Origin of the sequence: Mycobacterium sp. (genome assembly GCF_032161845.1) — a bacterium.
GTDB lineage: Bacteria > Actinomycetota > Actinomycetes > Mycobacteriales > Mycobacteriaceae > Mycobacterium.
Genome location: NZ_JAVRQA010000446.1, coordinates 1 through 13971 on the forward strand (window position 1 = coordinate 1; position 13971 = coordinate 13971).

At 66.7% G+C, this 13971-nt stretch carries 12 protein-coding genes and 2 pseudogenes; 7 read left to right on the forward strand and 7 right to left on the reverse strand.

Going from position 1 to position 13971, the window contains the following annotated elements:
• Nucleotides 1–1897: preprotein translocase subunit SecA (locus tag QOD90_RS24335; RefSeq protein ID WP_526353893.1), on the forward strand; the 1897-nt coding region annotated here is incomplete at its 5' end.
• Here the strand turns inward: QOD90_RS24335 and QOD90_RS24340 are convergent.
• Entirely contained in the window at nucleotides 1898–2431 is a 534-nt protein-coding gene (locus tag QOD90_RS24340; RefSeq protein WP_526353895.1) for an Rv3235 family protein, read from the reverse strand.
• A 170-nt stretch (nucleotides 2432–2601) separates the two neighbouring features.
• On the opposite strand from QOD90_RS24340, the gene QOD90_RS24345 reads away from it, so the two are divergent.
• The 5 genes and pseudogenes from QOD90_RS24345 (at nucleotide 2602) to QOD90_RS24365 (ending at nucleotide 7916) form a co-directional block, all read left to right on the forward strand.
• Complete coding sequence (locus QOD90_RS24345; RefSeq protein ID WP_526353897.1) at nucleotides 2602–4011, forward strand: WS/DGAT/MGAT family O-acyltransferase; 1410 nt, start codon at nucleotides 2602–2604, stop codon at nucleotides 4009–4011.
• A 24-nt stretch (nucleotides 4012–4035) separates the two neighbouring features.
• Nucleotides 4036–4887 (forward strand): annotated as a pseudogene (gene ppk2 / locus QOD90_RS24350) (polyphosphate kinase 2).
• Between the two features lie 6 nt (nucleotides 4888–4893).
• Nucleotides 4894–5394 (forward strand): DUF6912 family protein, encoded by a 501-nt coding sequence (locus QOD90_RS24355; protein ID WP_526353914.1) that lies wholly within the window; start codon nucleotides 4894–4896, stop codon nucleotides 5392–5394.
• A gap of 89 nt (nucleotides 5395–5483) precedes the next feature.
• The gene (locus QOD90_RS24360) at nucleotides 5484–6620 is read left to right on the forward strand and encodes a ferredoxin reductase (protein WP_526353899.1); all 1137 of its coding nucleotides are present in this window, start codon (nucleotides 5484–5486) and stop codon (nucleotides 6618–6620) included.
• Nucleotides 6621–6689: 69 nt separating this feature from the next.
• Nucleotides 6690–7916 carry a fatty acid desaturase family protein gene (locus QOD90_RS24365; RefSeq protein WP_526353900.1) on the forward strand — a complete coding sequence of 409 codons (1227 nt, stop codon included), beginning with the start codon at nucleotides 6690–6692 and terminating at the stop codon, nucleotides 7914–7916.
• Between the two features lie 68 nt (nucleotides 7917–7984).
• Here the strand turns inward: QOD90_RS24365 and QOD90_RS24370 are convergent, their stop codons facing one another.
• The 4 genes from QOD90_RS24370 to aroA all read right to left on the reverse strand — a co-directional run bounded on the left by QOD90_RS24370 (nucleotide 7985) and on the right by aroA (nucleotide 12142).
• The gene (locus QOD90_RS24370) at nucleotides 7985–8833 is read right to left on the reverse strand and encodes an aldo/keto reductase (protein ID WP_526353902.1); all 849 of its coding nucleotides are present in this window, start codon (nucleotides 8831–8833) and stop codon (nucleotides 7985–7987) included.
• A 109-nt stretch (nucleotides 8834–8942) separates the two neighbouring features.
• On the reverse strand, nucleotides 8943–9791 hold the full coding sequence (locus QOD90_RS24375; protein ID WP_526353904.1) for an aldo/keto reductase: 849 nt from the start codon (nucleotides 9789–9791) through the stop codon (nucleotides 8943–8945).
• A 63-nt stretch (nucleotides 9792–9854) separates the two neighbouring features.
• A complete protein-coding gene (gene rsgA / locus QOD90_RS24380) occupies nucleotides 9855–10868 on the reverse strand; it encodes a ribosome small subunit-dependent GTPase A (RefSeq protein WP_526353906.1) in 1014 nt (337 codons plus the stop codon).
• Nucleotides 10865–12142 carry a 3-phosphoshikimate 1-carboxyvinyltransferase gene (gene aroA / locus QOD90_RS24385; protein ID WP_526353908.1) on the reverse strand — a complete coding sequence of 426 codons (1278 nt, stop codon included), beginning with the start codon at nucleotides 12140–12142 and terminating at the stop codon, nucleotides 10865–10867. Before aroA ends, rsgA begins: the two co-directional genes overlap by 4 nt.
• A 45-nt stretch (nucleotides 12143–12187) precedes the next feature.
• Here aroA and QOD90_RS24390 point away from each other — a divergent pair, with 45 nt between their 5' ends.
• Nucleotides 12188–12949, forward strand: coding sequence for an SOS response-associated peptidase (locus tag QOD90_RS24390; protein WP_526353910.1), 762 nt, complete (start codon nucleotides 12188–12190; stop codon nucleotides 12947–12949).
• A 15-nt stretch (nucleotides 12950–12964) separates the two neighbouring features.
• Here the strand turns inward: QOD90_RS24390 and QOD90_RS24395 are convergent, their stop codons facing one another.
• Together QOD90_RS24395 and QOD90_RS24400 are read right to left on the reverse strand one after the other, a co-directional pair.
• A complete protein-coding gene (locus QOD90_RS24395; protein ID WP_526353912.1) occupies nucleotides 12965–13831 on the reverse strand; it encodes an SDR family oxidoreductase in 867 nt (288 codons plus the stop codon).
• Between the two features lie 18 nt (nucleotides 13832–13849).
• Nucleotides 13850–13971, reverse strand: a pseudogene (locus tag QOD90_RS24400) (Cys-tRNA(Pro) deacylase); the annotation flags it as partial.

Genomic DNA, 13971 nt, shown 5'->3' on the forward strand with positions numbered 1-13971 from the left:
CGGACGCCGCTACAACGAGGGCATGCACCAGGCCATCGAGGCCAAGGAACGGGTCGAGATCAAGGCCGAGAACCAGACGCTGGCCACCATCACGCTGCAGAACTACTTCCGGCTCTACGACAAGCTCGCCGGTATGACCGGTACCGCCCAGACCGAGGCAGCCGAGCTGCACGAGATCTACAAGCTCGGCGTGGTTCCGATCCCGACGAACAAGGAAATGGTCCGCACCGACCAGTCCGACCTGATCTACAAGACCGAGGAAGCCAAGTACATCGCCGTCGTCGACGACGTCGGCGAGCGCTTCGAGAAGGGGCAGCCGGTCCTCATCGGCACCACCAGCGTCGAGCGCTCCGAGTACCTGTCCAAGCAGTTCACCAAGCGCCGCATCCCGCACAACGTGTTGAACGCGAAGTACCACGAGCAAGAGGCGAACATCATCGCGGAGGCAGGTCGGCGCAACGCCATCACCGTCGCCACCAACATGGCCGGCCGCGGCACCGACATCGTGCTCGGCGGCAACGTCGACTTCCTCGCCGACAAGCGACTGCGGGATCGCGGTCTCGATCCCGTCGAGACGCCCGAGGACTACGAAGCCGCGTGGGACGACGCGCTCGCTCAGGTCAAGGCCGAGGCTGACGCCGAGGCCAAGGAAGTGATCGAGATCGGCGGCCTCTACGTGCTTGGCACCGAGCGCCACGAGTCGCGCCGCATCGACAACCAGCTGCGCGGCCGCTCCGGCCGCCAGGGCGATCCGGGCGAGTCGCGGTTCTACCTGTCGCTCGGTGACGAGCTGATGCGGCGCTTCAACGGAGCCACGCTGGAGTCGCTGCTCACGCGCCTCAACCTGCCCGAGGACGTGCCCATCGAGGCCAAGATGGTCACCAGGGCCATCAAGAGCGCCCAGACGCAGGTCGAGCAGCAGAACTTCGAGGTCCGCAAGAACGTCCTCAAGTACGACGAGGTGATGAACCAGCAGCGCAAGGTCGTCTACGCCGAACGCCGGCTGATCCTCGAGGGCGAGAGCGTCCAGGACCAGGCCAAGCAGATGGTCGAAGACGTCGTCACCGCGTACGTGACCGGTGCCACCTCGGAGGGCTACTCGGAGGACTGGGACCTCGGTGCCCTGTGGGACGCGCTCAAGTTGCTCTACCCGGTCGGCATCGACCACCACGATCTCATCGACTCCGGCGCGGTCGGCGAACCTGGCGAGCTCACCAGCGACGAGCTGCGCGAGGCGCTCCTGGAGGACGCCCGGCGCGCCTATGCGGTGCGCGAGGCCGAGCTGACCGCGATCGGCGGCGAGGGTGCCATGCGTCAGCTCGAGCGCAGCGTGCTGCTCACGACGATCGACCGCAAGTGGCGCGAACACCTCTACGAGATGGACTACCTCAAGGAGGGCATCGGCCTGCGTGCCATGGCCCAGCGCGACCCGCTCGTCGAGTACCAGCGCGAGGGCTACGACATGTTCATGGGCATGCTCGACGGGCTGAAGGAGGAATCGGTCGGTCTGCTGTTCAATGCCCAGGTCCAGGCGACGCCGACGCCCGCATCGCAGGTGGGCGCCACCGCGGCGCCGCCGAACCTGGCCCAGTTCGCCGCTGACGCCGCCAACGCGGCTGCGAGGGCGCGCCAGGTGGACGCCGACGTCGACGACGACGAGGGCGCCGTGGCGACCGAGGAACGGCCCAGGCAGGCACCCGCCGCATTGCGCGTCAAGGGCATCGACGACGAGCAGTCGCGACCGATGACGTATTCCGGGCCATCCGAGGACGGCTCGGCCAAAGTGCAGCGCGATGGCGGCGGCAACAATGCGGCGCCCGCCGGCGGAACTCGGCGCGAGCGGCGTGAAGCTGCGCGTCGCCAAAGCCGGGGTGGCCCCAAGGCGCGCCGAGGCTAGTCAGCCGACCTGAAGCGCGACGATCGTCCAGCGCCCGTTCACCAGTTCGACGCGGCCTGCGATGGCGCGGACCCGGCGGCCACGCGAGTAGGTGGCGAACACCTCGGCGGCTCTCACCTCGCCGGCGTCGTCGTCGAGCACCTCGGCGGATCTCAGCCGTACCCGTCGCAGGACGGCGGCTCCGTCGCGGGAGCGTGTCTTGGTCAAGGCGACCATGGCGTCGAACAGCGCCGGGGCGATGAGCGGCCGCAGCTGCGCCACCGGTCGGCGCCGGTCGGTGACTTCCAGAATTCGGCGAAGGGCGGTGTCGGCGAATACGGCGGCCGCCCGCGGTGGAGCCGGCTCGCCGGGGAGTGGCCGCGCAGCAGGCACCGGTCGCAACGGCCTGGAGGGGTGGCGGTGCAGTGCTGCAGGCCTCGACCCCCGCGGCGACGGGCACGGACCGACCGGAAGGGCGGCGACCGGTGGCGGTTCGTAGTCGACGACCGGCGAGGTGAACGAGGTGCGGCGGGTCGGGATGCGTGCTGCGGTCACGGCTGCTCTCCAGCGGTCGAGGCGAATGGACGACATCTGCTGGAGAGTCGCAGACGCATTCATGATCCCACGATCGGGCGACACCCTCGTGCACCCGTAATGCGGCACCCCGGTTTGGCCGGTTACCGTGACGGGGTTCAGACGTCGAGCGAGAGGAGGGTCGCGCGGTCATGGTGACGAGGCTGTCGGCACCCGACGCGTCCTTCTTCCACCTCGAGAACACCTCGACGCCGATGTACGTTGGGTCGCTGTCGATTCTGCGCAAGCCGCGCAACGGGCTCAGTTACGAGACGCTGCTCGAGACCGTCGAGCAGAGGTTGCCCCAGATCCCGAGGTACCGGCAGAAGGTGCGCGAGGTCGGCCTCGGGTTGGCCCGACCGGTGTGGATCGACGACCGCGAGTTCGACATCACCTATCACATTCGCCGCTCCGCGCTGCCGTCACCGGGCAGCGACGCGCAACTGCACGACCTCATCGCGAGGCTCGGATCACGGCCGCTGGACAAGTCCCGCCCGCTGTGGGAGATGTACCTCGTCGAGGGTCTGGCCAAGAACCGCATCGCGATCTACACCAAGTCGCACCAGGCACTCGTCAACGGGATGACCGCGCTGGAAATCGGGCACGTCATCGCCGACCGCACCCAGAAGCCGCCGGAGTTCGGCGAGGACATCTGGATTCCGGCGCGGGAACCGAGCGATGCCAGCCTGGTACTCAACGCCGTCGGCCATTTCGTCGCCAAGCCCGGCAGTCAACTCGCAGCAGTCCGGTCCGCCGTCACCGACATGGCCACCAACACCGGCCAATTGGTCGACGCCGGCCGCCGGTTCGCCGACGTCGCGAAGACGTTGGCCCGCGGTACCGCTCCGAGCAGCCCGCTCAACACCACGGTGTCGCGCAACCGCCGCTTCACCGTCGCGTCGCATCAATTGGAGGACTACCGCAGGCTGCGAGCAAGGTACGACTGCGACGTCAACGACGTCATCCTCGCGGTGATCGCCGGAGCGCTGCGCAATTGGCTGCTGTCGCGGGGCGAGCCGGTCACCTCGACGTCGACGATCCGGGCGATGGTGCCCATGTCGGTGTACCCCGAAGCCGAACTCGATGCGACGGGGCCGGGCCAGGCGATCAGTGAGGTGTCGCCCTTCCTGATCGACCTGCCGACCGGTGAGGGCAACGCCGTGGTGCGGCTATCGCAGATCGCCCATGCGACTGAATCGCATTCGACCGCGGCCAGCCTCGTCGACGCGCGGACCATCGTCACACTCTCGGGTTTTGCGCCACCGACGTTGCACGCCATGGGTACTCGCGTTGCCACCAGCTTCTCGGCGCGGCAGTTCAACCTTCTGATCACCAACGTCCCTGGCGCGCAGAATCAGATGTACGTCGCGGGCACCAAGTTGTTGGAGACCTACTCCGTGCCGCCACTGCTGAACAAGCAGGTACTCGCGATCGGCGTCACCTCCTACAACGGGATGCTGTATTTCGGTATCAACGCCGACCGTGATGCGATGAGCGATGTCGACATGATGCCCACCCTGCTGCGCGAGTCGCTCGACGAGTTGCTCGAGGCAGCGCAGTAAGTCGTCTCCCACTACGATTCGGCGATGAGCAAGGGCAAGTCTGCGAAGAACTCGAATAAGAAGTCCAGGATTCCCAACGCCGTCTACGAGGCGGAACTATTCCGTCTCCAAACGGAATTCGTGAAACTTCAGGAGTGGGTGCGCCATACCGGCGCCCGTATCGCCGTCGTCTTCGAAGGCCGTGACGCCGCGGGCAAGGGCGGCACCATCAAGCGCATCACCGAGTACCTCAGCCCCCGGGTCGCGAGAATCGCGGCGCTGCCCGCGCCGAACGACCGGGAGCGTGGCCAGTGGTACTACCAACGCTACGTCGCGCAGCTGCCCGCCAAGGGCGAGATGGTGCTCTTCGACCGCTCCTGGTACAACCGAGCCGGTGTCGAGCAGGTCATGGGATTCTGTACACCGCAAGAACATTCGTTGTTCCTGCGGCAGACGCCGGTCTTCGAGCAGATGCTCCTCGAGGACGGAATCCTGCTTCGCAAGTACTGGTTCTCGGTGTCCGACGACGAGCAGTTACGTCGGTTCTAGTCGCGGCGCAACGATCCGGTCCGGCAGTGGAAGCTGAGTCCGATGGACCTGGAGTCGGTGTACCGCTGGGAGGATTACTCGCGGGCGAAGGATCAGATGATGATCCACACCGACGTTCCGCAGAGTCCTTGGTACGTCGTGGAGTCCGACGTCAAGAAGCACGCCAGGCTGAACATGATGAGCCACCTGTTGTCGACCATCGACTACCACGAGGTCGAACTCCCGAAGGTGCACCTGCCGGACCGGCCCATCCTGAGCAATTCCTACGAGCGTCCGCCGCGTTCGTTGACGACCTACGTCGACGATCACGTCGCGACGTTGACGGGGGACCGCGAGCAGGGCCGCTAGTCTCGCCTGGTGCGTGTCTACATCCCAGCGACCGTTGCCATGCTGCAGCGGCTCGTCGCCGATCAGTCCATGCACGCCCTGAGTGGGACGGCGTTCGCGGTCACCCCGACGCTGCGGGAGTCCTACGCCGAGGGCGACGACGACGAACTCGCCGAGGTGGCGCTGCGTGAGGCCGCTCTGGCATCCCTGCGGCTGCTGGCCGCCGAAGGCCCCAGCGAGTTGCCGCTGCGGCGCGCGGTGCTCGTCGTCGACGTCGAGGGGGCGGCCCTCCGTCCCGATCTCGACGACGCCGTCGTGAGGCTCTCGGGTCCGATCGGCATGGGCGACGTGATCGCCGCCTACCTGGACAACGCGGCGGCGGAGCCCGACGTCAAGGCCGCGATCGAGGTCGTCGACCTGGCCGACATCGGCGACGAGGACGCGGAACTGACCGTTGGCGATGCGCAGGATCACGACCTCGCCTGGTACGCCACCCAGGAGCTGCCCTTTCTGTTGGAGCTGCTCTGAGGCTGGATACGGCAACGTAAGTTACGGTACCGTAGGTTATTGCCCGCGAGTCGTTTCGCGGTCTTGAGGCAAGGTGAGCAGGAGCCGAGATGGCCAAGCACGAGATCAAGGTTTCGGCCAATGTGGCTGACACGATCCGCCCGACGGCCAAGGGCGTCAAGACGAATCCTGGCTGGCAGGCACTGCGTTCGATTGCCGGACGGATCACCACGCCACTGCTGCCCGACGACTATCTGAAGCTGGCCAACCCGCTGTGGTCGGCGCGCGAGTTGCGCGGTCGCGTGGTCGAGGTGCGTCGCGAAACCGTCGACTCTGCAACGCTGGTGATCAAGCCGGGGTGGGGATTTCACTTCGACTACGAGCCCGGTCAGTACGTCGGCATCGGCGTTCTGATGAACGGTCGGTGGCGCTGGCGTTCGTACTCGCTGACGTCGACCCCCGTCACTCGCGACAAGTTGATCACCATCACCGTCAAGGCAATGCCCGAGGGTTTCCTGTCCAGCCACCTGGTGGCGGGTGTGACGCCGGGGACGATCGTGCGGCTGGCGGCCCCGCAGGGCAACTTCGTCATGCCGGATCCGGCGCCCGCGTCGGTGTTGTTCCTCACTGCGGGGTCGGGCATCACGCCGGTCATGTCGATGCTGCGAACGCTGGCGCGCCGCGATCAGGTCGGCGACGTCGTTCACGTGCACTCGGCGCCCACCGAATCCGACGTGATGTTCGGGGGAGAACTGGCGCGACTGCACGAGTCGCACGCGGGTTACCGCCTGACCGTCCGATCGACGCGGACCGAGGGACGGCTCGATCTGTCCAGGCTGGCGGAATCCGTGCCGGACTGGCAGGAGCGTCAGACGTGGGCGTGTGGCCCCGCGGGCATGCTCGACGATGCGCACCGCGTCTGGGCGTCCGACGGCATCGGCGACCGCCTGCATCTGGAGCGTTTTGCCGCGTCGCGCGCCGCCGCGCACGGTACCGGCGGCACCGTCACGTTCGAGCGCAGCGGCCGAACCGTCGAGGCCGACGCCGCGACGTCCCTGATGGACGCGGGCGAAGAGGTGGGGATTCGGATGCCCTTCGGCTGCCGGATGGGCATCTGCCAGTCTTGCGTCGTCGGACTGGTCGAAGGGCACGTTCGAGACCTGCGGACGGGCGTCGAGCACGAACCGGGCAGCCGAGTGCAGACCTGCATTTCCGCAGCTTCTGGCGATTGCGTACTGGACGTATAGGGTTTACTGGCTAGTAACCTACGGAGTCGTAGGTTACGCTATCGTAGGCAGTTGATAGGAGGCTGAACGATGGCAATTACAGACGTACCGGCATTCGCGCACCTGACCGAAGCGGACATCGAAAATCTGGCCCACGAGCTGGACGCGATCCGCCTGGACATCGAAGACTCTCGCGGCGAACGCGACTCCAAGTACATCCGCCGGACCATCGCCTCGCAGCGCGCCCTCGAGGTCGCCGGGCGCGTCATGTTGGCGGCCGGCTCCCGACGTTCGGCGTGGTGGGCAGGCACGGTGACCCTCGGCGTGGCCAAGATCATCGAGAACATGGAGATCGGCCACAACGTCATGCACGGCCAGTGGGACTGGATGAACGACCCCGAGATTCACTCCTCGACGTGGGAGTGGGACATGAGCGGGGCGTCCAAGCACTGGCGGTTCACCCACAACTTCATGCACCACAAGTACACGAACATCCTCGGGATGGACGACGACGTCGGCTACGGCGTCATCCGCGTCACCCGCGACGCGAAGTGGAAGCCGTTCAACCTCTACGGCAACCTGCTGTTCAACACCCTTCTGGCCATCGGCTTCGAATGGGGCGTCGGACTTCAGCACCTCGAACTCGGCAAGATCGCCAAGGGCGGCGATGACCGCAAGGTCACGTTGACCCGGGTGAAGGAGTTCGGCATCAAGGCCGGCCAACAGTTGGTGAAGGACTACGTGGCCTACCCCGCGCTGACGTCGCTGTCGCCGGGCGCCACGTTCACCTCGACGCTCAAGGCCAACGCGATCGCGAACGTCATCCGCAACGTGTGGGCCAACGCGGTGATCTTCTGCGGCCACTTCCCCGATGGCGCGGAGAAGTTCACCAAAACCGACATGGTCGGCGAGAGCAAGGGACAGTGGTACCTGCGACAGATGTTGGGCAGTGCCAACTTCGAGGGCGGGCCCGCGCTTCGGTTCATGAGTGGCAATCTGAGCAACCAGATCGAGCACCATCTGTATCCGGACCTGCCGAGCAATCGCTTGCACGAGATCAGCATTCGCGTCCGTCAGATCTGCGAGAAGTACGACTTGCCCTACACGACGGGCAATTTCGCGGTTCAGTACGGCAAGACGTGGCGGACCATCGCCAAGCTGTCGCTGCCGGACAAGTATCTGCGCGACACCCGCGACGATGCGCCCGAGACCCGCAGCGAGCGGATGTTCGACGAGCTCGCACCCGAGCAACGCCGCGGCCTGAAGTCGTCGATCGCAGCGGTGCGCGCCAAGACCCGCGCAAAGCGGGCACGCTGACACGTTGACATAGCACTCACGGCGAGAACCTTCGAGAAGGTCTCGCCGTGAGCGCTATCTGAATGGGATCAGTCGGGGATGTAGTCGAACGTGTCGGGATTGGGACCGGTCCGACCGTCCTCACCCTTGTCAAGGGCGGTCAGCTCATCGACGTCGTGTTCGCTCAGTTCGAAGTCGAACAGCGCGTAGTTCTCCTCGATCCGCTTGGGCGTCACCGACTTCGGGAAGACGATGTCGCCGCGCTGGATGTGCCAGCGCAGCACGACCTGTGCCGGTGACCTGCCCTCCCGTTCGGCGATCTCGGTGACGACGGGATCGTCGAGGACCTTGCCCTGTGCGATCGGCGACCACGCCTCGACGGCGATCTCGTTCTCGGCGCAGTAGGCGCGGACCTCCTCGTTGACGAAGTACGGGTGCACCTCGATCTGATTCACCGCGGGCACCGTGTCGGTCTCACGGGCCAGCCGCTCGAGATGCCCGACCTGGAAGTTCGACACGCCGATGCTGCGGGCCCGGCCGTCCCGCCTGAATTCCTCGAGCACCTGCCACGTCGAGACGAAGTCGCCGCCGTAAAGCGTGGGCAGCGGCCAGTGGATGAGGAACAGATCGACGTAGTCGAAGTCGAGCTTGGTCAGCGTCTCGTCGAAGGCCATTCTCGCGGCATCGGGCTCGTGAAACCCGTTGTTGAGCTTGCTGGTAACGAAGACGTCGGCGCGGTCCACACCGGAATCGCGGATGCCCTGGCCGACGCCCGCCTCGTTCTGATACATCTCGGCGGTGTCGATGTGCCGGTAGCCGACGTCGAGGGCGGTCTTGACGGCCCCCGCCGTCTCATCGGGATCGATCTGGTAGACGCCGAAGCCGAGCTGCGGGATGTGGGCACCGCTGCTGAGTTCGATCGTCGGTACGTTCGTCATGTATGCGCCTCCTTTGGCAATCTGCCGTTGGAGGCGTGCCCACTGAGGCGCGAGTGCAAACCGCCGTCAGCGTCGATCCGGAGGACAGGAGCGCAGCGACTGGGGAATGTCACCGTCCGATGAAGTCGAACGTATCGGGGTTGGATCCGACCCGGCCGGCGTCGCCCTTGTCGAGCGCATCGATCGCCGCCACGTCGGCGCTACCCAGCTCGAAGTCGAAGACGGCGAAGTTCTGGGCGATGCGCTGCGGCGATACCGACTTCGGAAACACGATGTCGCCACGCTGAAGGTGCCAGCGCAGCACCACTTGCGCTGGCGACCTTCCCATCGTCTCGGCGATCCGCCCGACCACCGGGTCGTCGAGCACCTTGCCCCTGGCGAGCGGCGACCACGCTTCGAAGGCGATGCCGTTCTGCAGGCAGTAGTCCCGGACGGTGGCGTTGGTGAAGTAGGGGTGTGCCTCGACCTGGTTGACGGCGGGCACGGTGTCGGTGGCGGCGGCCAGTCGCTGGAGATGGGGGACGTGGAAGTTGGACACCCCGATGCTGCGCGCCCGCCCGTCGGCGGCGAACTCCTCGAGCGTGCGCCAGGTCGAGACGAAGTCGCCGCCGTAGCGAGTCGGCAACGGCCAGTGGATCAGGTACAGATCGACGTAGTCCGATCCGATGGCGGCCAGTGTCGCGTCGAAAGCCCTTCGCGCAGCGTCCGGTTCGTGAAACCCATTGTCGAGCTTGCTGGTGATGAAGACGTCGCGTCGCTCGAGCCCGGCGTCGCGGATGCCTTGGCCGACGCCCTCCTCGTTGTGGTACATCGCCGCGGTGTCGAGGTGGCGGTACCCGACGTCCAGGGCGGTCCGGATCGCCGCTGCGGTCTCATCGGGTGCGACCTTGTAAACACCGAACCCGAATTGGGGGATGCTAACGCCATTGTTCAGTTCGATTGCGGGCACCGGGCTCATCACCCAGATAGGTTAGCGGGCAGGCAAAGCCGCTAGCGGACTGCTCGGAATCCCGTACGGGGTTCACGACGGATTGTGCCCGTGGCCTCCGGCGGGCTCCGCGGCCATCGCGGCAAGCAGCCGGCGCGTGGCGGCGACACGGTCGGCGGCGTGACCGGTCAAGCCGTCGAGGGCGCATTCGGGATCTGCGGGAGGCCCAAGGTGGCCACAGCCGCGCGGGCAGTCCTCGATGGCTTCGGCGAGGTCGGAGAACGCGAGCATGATGTCGGCCGCCGTCACGTGGGCCAATCCGAACGACCGGATGCCAGGAGTGTCGATGACCCATCCCGAACCAGCCAGCGGCAGCGCCACCGACTGCGTCGAGGTGTGTCTGCCCTTACCGACGCCCGACACGACACCGACCGCCCGATTAGCCTCTGGAACAAGGCGATTCACCAGTGTCGACTTACCGACGCCGGAATGGCCGAGGAACACCGTCACCTTGCCTGCGCACAATTCCGTGATCCGCTCGAGCGGGTCGGTGCGCCCTGCGGTGACGACCGTCAGGTCCAGGCCGGCGAACTCGGCGGCGAACGGCCCGGGATCGGCGAGGTCCGACTTGGTGAGGCAGAGGATCGGCGTCAGGCCGCCGACGTAGGCGGCGATCAGCGATCGCTCGACGAATCCGGTTCGTGGCGGTGGATCGGCGAGTGCGACCACGATCAACAGTTGGTCGGCGTTGGCGACGACGACGCGCTCGGTCGGGTCGGTGTCGTCGGCGGTGCGGCGCAACACCGTTCGACGCTCTGATCGCCGGATGATCCGCGCCAAGGTGTCTGGCCGCCCGGTGACGTCGCCGACTATGCCCACCTCGTCACCGACCACGATCGGCGTCCGCCCCAGCTCTCGCGCTCGCATTGCCGTGACGACGCGTTCGGGGTCTCCGTCGAGAGCGCAGCCCCACCTGCCGCGGTCGACCGTGACGACCATCGCTTCGGAGGCGTCGGCGTGCTCTGGTCTGGTCTTGGTCCGCGCCCGCGAGCCACGTCCGGCGCGCACCCGGACGTCGGACTCGTCTTGGTAGTCACCAGGTCTCAAGCGGCTGCTCTCAACATGTCGGCCCACATCCGCGGAAAGTCCGGCAGGGTCTTGGCAGTGGTGCCGATGTCCTCGACCCCAACGCCCGGTACCCGCAATCCGACGATGGCCCCCGCCGTCGCCATCCGATGGTCGGCGTAGGAACGCCACACCCCCTCGTGAAGCGACCGGGCCGTGATCACCAGGCCGTCGCGAGTCTCCTCGCAGTGGCCGCCGAGCCCGTTGATCTCGGCCGTCAACGCAGCCAGGCGGTCGGTCTCGTGGCCGCGCAGGTGGGCGATGCCACGCAGGCGTGACACCGAATCCGGTGCGGCCAGCGCGGCGAGCGCAGCGATCGACGGCGCCAGCTCGCCGACGTCGCGCAGGTCGACGTCGAAGCCTGCGTAGTGGTCGGGGCCGGCGACCTCGAGGTACGAATCAGATTGATGGACAACGGCACCCATCTGCTGAAGAAGGTCGATGATGGTGCCGGCGGGCTGAACGCTCGCCCGTGGCCAGCCCTTCACCCGGACTCGTCCACCCGTCACGATCGCGGCCGCCAGGAACGGCACGGCGTTGGACAGGTCGGGTTCGATCGCCCAGCGGCGGGCGGCGACGGGCCCCGGCCGGACCGTCCACCGGTTCGGTGTGGCGTCGTCGACCCGCACACCCGCGTCGCGCAGCATCGACACCGTCATCGCCACGTGCGGCGCCGATGGTACGGAATCGCCGGTGTGCACGACGGTCAGGCCGTCGTCGAACGTCGGACCCGCAAGCAGCAGTCCGGAGACGAATTGCGACGACGCCGATGCGTCGATGTGCACGGTGCCGCCCGCCACTGCGCCCTCGCCGCGCACCAGGAACGGCATCGCATCACCATCGAGGCGGACGCCGAGGCCGCGCAACCCGTCGAGTAGGGGAGCGATGGGCCGAGAGCGGGCCTGCTCGTCGCCGTCGAATGTGACGACCTCGTCCCCGAGGGCGGCGATTGCGGGGACGAACCGCAGCACGGTCCCCGCCAGGCCGCAGTCGACGTGCGCGTTCGGCACCGGCGAGATCGACCCACTGACCGACAGCTCGGTGCCCGCCCCGTCCAGCGACACTCCGAGGGTCCGCAGCGCGCCGATCATCAGGTCGGTGTCGCGACTGCGCAGCGCACCGCTCAGAGTCGACGTGCCCTGCGGAGTGGCCAACGCGGCGAGCACAAGCGCGCGGTTGGTCTGCGACTTGGAGCCGGGCACGACAACTTCCGCGAGTACGGGCGCCGTCGTCGACGGTGCCTGCCACGTATCCATGGCGTCCATCCTGCCTTGTCGGCAAGTTCTGCAACCATGGGATGCATGTGTGGGCGATTCGCGGTGACGACCGATCCGGCGCTTCTCGCTGAGAAGATCAAGGCGATCGACGAGGCGACGGCGGCCGAGAAGGAGCCGCCACAACCGAACTTCAACGTCGCTCCGACGACGACCATCAGCTCCGTGGTCAAGAGGCATACCGAGCCCGACGACGAATCGACCCGTCGGGTGCGGCTGATGCGGTGGGGATTGGTCCCACCGTGGGCTAAGACGGGGGCCGACGGCGGACCCGACACCAAGGGGCCGCTGTTGATCAACGCCCGGGCCGAGACGGTCACCACGTCGGGGGCGTTTCGCAACTCCGCCAAGGGCAAGCGGTGCCTGATACCGATGGACGGCTGGTACGAGTGGACCCAAGTGGGCGGAGCGAAGGGCCCGAAAACCCCGTTCTACATGCACGGCACCGACGGCGAGCCGTTGTTCATGGGCGGCCTGTGGTCGACATGGCGACCGAAGGATGCGCCCAAGGACACGCCGCCGCTCCTGAGCTGCACCATCATCACGACCGACTCCGCAGGTCCGCTCGCCGACATCCACGATCGCATGCCGCTGACCATCAGCGAGCGCGACTGGGACCGCTGGTTGGATCCGGATGCGCCGATGGACGACGGGTTGCTGCGGGGCCACGGCGACCTGGACCGCATCGCCATCCGCGAGGTCTCCAGGCTGGTCAACAGCGTTCGCAACAACGGGCCCGAACTGATCGAACCCGCCGAGCCGGAGCCCGTGCAGGGGACGCTTCTCTAACGACGGCTGCGCCGGCTATGGACCCGTGTAGCCGGGCGGATTCGGCGCCTCGACCCAGAGGTCGACGCCGAGTTCAGAGCCGGGCACGCAGTCGTACACCGACAGGTCCGTGACGCCTGAGTCGAAGAGGACGTCCTCGCACAGCACCGAATTGCCGGTGTACTCGGCGGCCGGCTTGTTGAAGATCACGTACGCCGCGTCGGAGTACACCTCGGGCTTGCGGGCGCGGGCCATCGCCTCGTCGCCGCCAAGGAGGTTCTTGACGGCGGCTGTGGCCACCAGGGTGCGCGGCCACAACGTGTTCGAGGCGATGCCGTCGGCCCGCAGTTCCTCGGCCATGCCGAGCCCACAGAGCGTCATGCCGTACTTGGCCATCATGTACGCCGTCGGTTTGAGCCACTTCGACTCGAGCAGGATCGGCGGTGACAACGTGAGGATGTGCGGATTTTCGCGACCCTTCATGTGCGGAATGCAGGCCTGCGACACCGCGTAGGTGCCGCGGACGTTGATGCCGTTCATCAGGTCGAATCTCTTGAGCGGCACCTCGGTGATCGACCCGAGGTTGATGGCCGACGCGTTGTTGACGCAGATGTCGATGCCGCCGAACTGGGCAACCGCCTGCGCCACAGCGGATTCCACTGATTCACCATCGCGGACGTCGCCGAGGATCGGCAGGGCATGGCCGCCGACGTCCTCGATCTCCTTGGCCGCGGTGTAGATCGTGCCCTCGAGTTTTGGGTGCGGTTCGGCGGTCTTGGCGACCAGTGCGACGTTTGCGCCGTCGGCGGCGACACGCTTGGCGATTGCCAGCCCGATGCCGCGGCTGGCGCCGGAGATGAACATGGTGCGCCCAGCCAGGGAGGAGGTAGCAGAAGATGCCATGGCCTCACCCTAGAACTGTCACGTCGCCAGGATGTCGGCGGTCACCGCCTTGGTGAGACGGACGAGATCCGCGGGTGCCAGCGCCACCTGCAGGCCGCGCCTTCCCGCGCTGCACAACACGCGGTCCCAGGCGTACACCG

Coding starts and splice junctions, on each gene's coding strand:
- aroA (WP_526353908.1), bottom strand. CDS start 12,142: ATGGATACGTGGCAGGCACCGTCGACGACGGCGCCCGTACTCGCGGAA.
- QOD90_RS24390 (WP_526353910.1), top strand. CDS start 12,188: ATGTGTGGGCGATTCGCGGTGACGACCGATCCGGCGCTTCTCGCTGAG.
- QOD90_RS24345 (WP_526353897.1), top strand. CDS start 2,602: ATGGTGACGAGGCTGTCGGCACCCGACGCGTCCTTCTTCCACCTCGAG.
- QOD90_RS24395 (WP_526353912.1), bottom strand. CDS start 13,831: ATGGCATCTTCTGCTACCTCCTCCCTGGCTGGGCGCACCATGTTCATC.
- QOD90_RS24370 (WP_526353902.1), bottom strand. CDS start 8,833: ATGACGAACGTACCGACGATCGAACTCAGCAGCGGTGCCCACATCCCG.
- QOD90_RS24360 (WP_526353899.1), top strand. CDS start 5,484: ATGGCCAAGCACGAGATCAAGGTTTCGGCCAATGTGGCTGACACGATC.
- QOD90_RS24365 (WP_526353900.1), top strand. CDS start 6,690: ATGGCAATTACAGACGTACCGGCATTCGCGCACCTGACCGAAGCGGAC.
- QOD90_RS24375 (WP_526353904.1), bottom strand. CDS start 9,791: ATGAGCCCGGTGCCCGCAATCGAACTGAACAATGGCGTTAGCATCCCC.